The organism is Micromonospora sp. MH33 (assembly GCF_003013775.1).
Lineage (GTDB): Bacteria > Actinomycetota > Actinomycetes > Mycobacteriales > Micromonosporaceae > Micromonospora > Micromonospora fulviviridis.
This window is the reverse complement of record NZ_MUYZ01000376.1, coordinates 1-5,620: the sequence shown is the minus strand read 5'-3', so window position 1 is coordinate 5,620 and position 5,620 is coordinate 1. Positions and strand designations below refer to the sequence as shown.

5 protein-coding genes are annotated in these 5,620 nt (G+C 75.2%); 2 read left to right on the top strand and 3 right to left on the bottom strand.

What is annotated here, in order from left to right; translation table 11 throughout:
* On the bottom strand, positions 1-869 hold an 869-nt coding region (locus B0E53_RS32595; RefSeq protein WP_146167862.1), incomplete at its 3' end, for a serine/threonine-protein kinase.
* Positions 870-990: 121 nt separating this feature from the next.
* Between B0E53_RS32595 and B0E53_RS32590 the strand changes: the two genes are divergently transcribed.
* On the top strand, positions 991-1,191 hold the full coding sequence (locus B0E53_RS32590) for a hypothetical protein (protein ID WP_107079473.1): 201 nt from the start codon (positions 991-993) through the stop codon (positions 1,189-1,191).
* Positions 1,188-1,985 carry a site-2 protease family protein gene (locus tag B0E53_RS32585; RefSeq protein WP_107079472.1) on the top strand — a complete coding sequence of 266 codons (798 nt, stop codon included), beginning with the start codon at positions 1,188-1,190 and terminating at the stop codon, positions 1,983-1,985. Before B0E53_RS32590 ends, B0E53_RS32585 begins: the two co-directional genes overlap by 4 nt.
* A 106-nt stretch (positions 1,986-2,091) precedes the next feature.
* Here B0E53_RS32585 and B0E53_RS32580 read toward each other — a convergent pair whose 3' ends face one another.
* Positions 2,092-3,090: an aldo/keto reductase family protein gene (locus tag B0E53_RS32580; protein ID WP_107079471.1), complete on the bottom strand. Its 999-nt coding sequence runs from the start codon at positions 3,088-3,090 to the stop codon at positions 2,092-2,094.
* 77 nt (positions 3,091-3,167) lie between these two features.
* Positions 3,168-4,592, bottom strand: a complete 1,425-nt coding sequence (locus B0E53_RS32575) for a WG repeat-containing protein (RefSeq protein WP_246835709.1) — start codon at positions 4,590-4,592, stop codon at positions 3,168-3,170.
* Between the last annotated feature and the right edge of the window lie 1,028 nt (positions 4,593-5,620).

Here is a 5,620-nt window from a genome sequence, read left to right as displayed (position 1 = left end):
ACCGCCCACGGCGGGCGGGGCGGGACGGGGAGGCCGGCGAGGGTGGCGTCCCGGGCGTCCTGGGCGGCCTCGGCCAGGGCGAGCGCGCTCGGGAACCGGTCGGCCGGCCGCTTCGCCAGCGCCCGGCCGACCACCTCGACCACCGCCGGCGGCGTGCCCACCAGCGGCGGCGGCTCGTCCTGGACGTGCCGCATGGCCACCTGGAGCGGGTTGTCACCGTCGAAGGGCGGCCGCCCGGCCAGGCAGTAGTACGCGACCGCGCCGAGCGCGTAGACGTCGGTGACCGGCGACACCGGCTGGCCGGCGGCCTGCTCCGGTGACATGTACGAGGCGGTGCCGAGCACCATGTGCGCGGCCGTGATGCCCGCCATGGTGCTGGCCCGGGCGATCCCGAAGTCGACCAGCACCACCGAGCCGTCGCGTTTGACCAGCAGGTTGCCGGGCTTCACGTCGCGGTGCACGATCCCGGCGAGGTGGGCGGCGTGCAGCGCGTGCGCGGCCTGCGCCACCACCGACATGGTGGACGCCGGGTCGAGCCGGCCGGCGCGCCGGATCCAGGTGACCAGCGGCTCGCCGTCGACGTACTCCATCACCAGGTAGCTGACCTGGCTGCCGTCGGCGAGGGTCGCGGAGCCGAAGTCGTGCACCTGGACGATGCCGGGATGGCGCAGCGCGGCCAGCATCCGGGCCTCGGCGTGGAAGCGGGTGGTGAACTCGGGGTCGGCGACCAGCGAGGGCAGCAGCACCTTCACCGCGACCTCGCGGCCCAGCAGGGTGTCGGTGCACTTCCAGACGGCCCCCATGCCGCCCGTCGCGATGCGTTCGCCCAGCCGATAGCGGTCGCTGAGCACCACTCCTTGAGTCAGCACCGCGCCACCGTACCGGCCGGGCGGTGGGCATGATCCATGGCGGCCGGGCCGTCCCGCGTCCGGCCGACTAGGCTTGCGGGGGTTTCCGTCCCAGGGCGACGGCGGCGAGGGGAGACGCGGCATGGCGTGGAGCTGGCGGTACGAGGGCGCGAACGGCGCTTCGGTCGACGGGCCGGGTGAGTCGTTCCCCAGTCAGGCGGACGCCGAGTCGTGGATCGGCCAGGCCTGGCGGGAGCTCGCGGCGTCCGGCGTCACCTCCGTCGCGCTCGTCGAGGACGACCGGGTGGAGTACCGGATGAGCTTGCTGCCCCCGGCCGAATGACGGGCTACGACCGCCCGCGCGACCCGCTGGTGCTCGGGGTGCCCCGGGCGGCGTTCCGCCCCAGCGCGATCTTCCTGGCCCTGGTCGCGCTCTTCGTGGCCAGCGGGGTGATGACCTGGAACCGGTTCGGCAACGTCCGGTTCGACGTCTTCCTCTTCGTGGTCTCCGGTTGGCTGATCTCGCTCTGCCTGCACGAGTACGCGCACGCCGTGGTCGCGTACCGGGCCGGGGACCGGGACATCGCGCACCGGGGCTACCTGACGTTGAACCCGCTCAAATACACCAACCCGCTGCTGTCCATCGTGCTGCCGGTGGTGGTGGTGCTGCTGGGCGGCATCGGCCTGCCCGGCGGCGCGGTGTGGGTGGACCGGCACGCCATCCCCGGCCGGCTGCGGCACACCCTGGTCAGCCTGGCCGGGCCGGCCACCAACGTGCTGTTCACCCTGCTGCTGGTGCTGGCCGTGCGGATCGGCCTGGGCGTGGGCGGCCCGCTGGAGTTCTGGGCGGGCGTGGGGCTGCTGGCGTTCCTCCAGCTCACCGCTAGCGTGCTCAACCTGCTGCCGGTGCCCGGCCTGGACGGCGGCAACATGATCCAGCCGTGGCTGAGCCCGGAGTACCGGCGGATGTACGACCTGTTCGCCCCGTACGGCTTCATCCTGCTGTTCGCGCTGCTGTGGAGCCCGCGGATCGGCAACTGGTTCTTCGGCGCCGTCTTCGACGTGGCGGACTTCCTCGGGCTGCCGCCCCAGCTCTACGTGCTCGGGCTCGAGCTGATCCGGTTCTGGCGGGGCTGACCCCTCCCGCGGCGGGAGCCGCCGCGCAGCGGCGGGGTGCTCCGGGTGCGCGTACCTCCGCGGGGCCCCGGGCCGGCGCGGAGGTCGCGCCGGCCCGGGGAGAGCGTCACGGACGCTGCGCCGGGCTCTCGGTCTTCGCCGGGTCCCGCTCGGTGACCGGCTCGACGATCTCGTCGATCGCCTTGAGCAGGTCGGCGTCGAGCTTCACACCCGCCGCCTTCACGTTGTCGTGCACCTGCTCCGGCCGGGACGCGCCGACGATCGCGGAGGAGACGTTCGGGTTCTGCAGCACCCAGGCGACAGCGAGCTGCGGCATGGTGAGCCCGGCCTGCTCGGCCAGGGGCTTGAGCCGCTGCACCCGGGTGAGCACCTCGTCGGTCATGAACCGGGCGATGAACCCCGCGCCCGACTTCTCGTCGGTGGCGCGGGAACCGGCCGGCGGCGGCTGGCCCGGCAGGTACTTGCCGGAGAGCACGCCCTGGGCCATCGGCGACCAGACGATCTGGCCGACGCCCAGCTCCTCGCTGGTGGGGATGACCTCGGCCTCGATGACCCGCCACAGCATCGAGTACTGCGGCTGGTTGGAGACCAGCGGGATGCGCAGCTCGCGGGCGAGCGCGTGCGCCTGGCGGATCTGCGACGCCTGCCACTCCGAGACACCGATGTAGTGCGCCTTGCCGGAGTGCACGATGTCGGCGAACGCCTCCATCGTCTCCTCCAGCGGGGTGCTGTAGTCGTAGCGGTGGGCCTGGTAGAGGTCCACGTAGTCGGTCTGCAGGCGGCGCAGCGAGCCGTTGATCGACTCCATGATGTGCTTGCGGGACAGGCCGCGGTCGTTGCGGCCCGGCCCGGTCGGCCAGTACACCTTGGTGAAGATCTCCAGCCCCTCGCGCCGCTCGCCCTTCAGCGCGCGGCCGAGCACCTCCTCGGCCCGCGTGCCGGCGTAGACGTCGGCGGTGTCGAAGGTGGTGATGCCGGTGTCCAGGGCGGCCCGCACGCAGGCGGTCGCCGCCTCCTCCTCGACCTGCGAGCCGTGGGTGATCCAGTTGCCGTACGAGATCTCGCTGACCAGCAGGCCCGAGCGGCCTAGGTGTCGGAATTCCATGACTCGACCCTAGCCCCGCCCGATCATGGTCGACATGCGGCGCGACGGGGTGTGACGCTCAGCCGGGCGGCAGTGCCTCAGAGCACCGGGCTGGTGTCGGCGAGCAACCGGTCGATCTCCGCCACCACGGCGGCCCGGCTCGGGTGCACCGGGTCGATCAGCAGCTCGCCCCGCCGGTCCAGCGCGCCCCACCGGCCCGACTCGTCGCCGACCAGGAACGCCACCGGGTGCACCACCAACGTCGGGTACGCCGGCGCGACCAGCACCCGGCCGGTCCGGTCCACCACCCCGCGGCGGCCGGCCAGCTCCACCACGGCCAGGCCGTCCTCGGTGAAGCCGTCCACGTACCGGCCGTCGGCCAGCGGGGTGGTCAGGCCGTGGTACCGGGTCGGCACCACCACCTGGCCGGTCCGGTCCACCGCGCCCCAGCCGCCGTTCTGCCGGACCGCCGCCAGGCCGCCCCGGAACGGCCGGACGTCCTCGTAGCCCGGCGGGATCTTCACGATGTTGGTCGGGTCGACCGCCATCCACCGGCCCTTGCCGTCCATCGACACCCAGGACAGCCCCTCGGAGAACGAGCCCACCGCCCGGTAACCGTTGTTCGCCTCGATCAGCGCCGCGCCGGTGGTGTCGATCAGCGCCCAACGGGACGCCTCCGGGCGGCGTACCCACGCCAGACCCTCGCGGAACGGCTGCACCTCGGCGTACCGGTGCTCGATCACCAGCTCGCCCTCGGCGTCCGCGTACCCCCAGAGCTCCTGCTCCTCGTCGAAGGTCGGCACCGGGTGCCGCTCACCGCCCAGGACCGTCTCCCGGCTGCGCGGCTTCGGCCCGAACCCGCCCGTCGCGGCCCGCTCCGCGACCGCGTCCAGCGCCAGCGTGGTGCGTGCGTTCAGCTCCGGGTCCTCGCCCTGGCGCAGGTCCAGCGCCCGCTCGAAGTGCAGGCACGCCTCGGTCAGCCGGCCCTGGTCGTAGCAGGAGCGGCCGGCGTGCTCGTGCAGCACCGCGCGCAGCCGGTCGGGCAGCTCCGGCGAGTTGGCCTCCGCGAAGAGCCGGTCGGCCTCCGCGTGCTCACTCCGCCAGCGCAGCACCTCGGCCAGCCGGGCGCGGGCCAGCGCGGTCCGCCGCAACTCGCCGGTGGCCTCCGCGTACGTGAGGGCGAGCCGCGCGTCGGCCAGAGCGTCGTCCAGGTCGCCGAGGATCCGGGACGCCACCGAGCGCAGGCTGAGCAGCCGGGCCCGGCTGCGGTTGTCCAGCGCGCTGCCGAGCTTGGTGGTCAGTCCGTCCCGGATCTCGCGCAGCGCCGGGGGATCGGGGGCCTCCTCGCGGAGGGTCTCCGGGTGCAGCCGCCAGCGGATGGCGGCGAGGGCCTGCTCCGGGTCCGCCGGGCGGGACTCCCGCCGCTCGGCGCCGGCGTCCGGCTCGGGCGCCCCCTGCTCCGTTCCGGTCGGGGCCGGAGTGTGCGGTGCGTCCCCCGCCGGGGTGGACCCGGTGGAGGCCACGGCCGCGGGGGGCTGTGCCGGTGCCGGTTCTTCCTGGACGGCCGGTGGATCCGGGACGGGACGCGGCTGGGCGGGGGTCGGTTCGTGCGGGACCGTCGTCGGGGCGGTGTCGGGGGTCGCGCTGCTCTCGTGCGACGTGACTGCCGGTGCGGCGGCCTCCCGCGCCGCCTGTGCCGGTACGTCGGCCGGTGCCGGCGTGTGCGGGGCAGGGGCCGCCGGGGCGATGTCGGGGGTCGTGGTGCCCTGGGTCGGTACCTCGGCTCGGGTCGGCGGGTGCGGCGTACTGACCGGGGCGGTCGTCGTCTCCGGGGTGGCCGCCTGGCCCCGTGTGTCCGGCTCGGCGGGCGGCCGGGCCGGGAGCGCCGGCGCGACGGTCGGCTCCGGCGCGGTGGGCTCCGTCCCGGAGTGCGGCGGGAAGTCGTCGACGGGCGACCCGGGGACCGGCGCCGCAGAACCGGGTGCGGGCGGGCCGGAAACGGGCGGGCTGGAGACAGGTGTGGCGGAGAGGGGCGGGCCGGAGACGGGCGGGCTGGAGACGGGCGCGGCGGAGAAGGGCGGGCCGGAAACGGGCGCGGCAGCGGAGGGCGGGCCGGAAACGGGAGTGGCTGGGCTCGGCGTCGCTGCCGCGGAGACGGATGCGGCGGGGCGCGGCGCGGGTGCTCCGACGACGGGCGCGGCCGGGTCCGGCGCGAGGGCTTTTGCGACGGGCGTGGCCGGGTCCGGCACGGGTGTGCCGGAGGCCGGCTGTGAGCCGGCGGGTGCGACGGAACATCGGTCGCCGCCGCGGGCCGGCCGGAGCCGGGCCGGGCGTCGGGTGCCCGGCCGGCCGGGCCCGGGTCGATCCCGGCGGCCCGGGACGGCTCCGGCGATCCGGTGGCCCGCGGGTCCGATCCGGCCTGGCGGCCGGCGGCCGGGGCGGGCCTCTCCGGTTCGGGTGCGGCTGTCTCCGGGCTGGCCGCCTTGTGAACGTCGTCCGCCGGGCCGGACGGCTCCGGCTCTGGCCGAGTCGCGGTCGCGTCGGGTTCCGG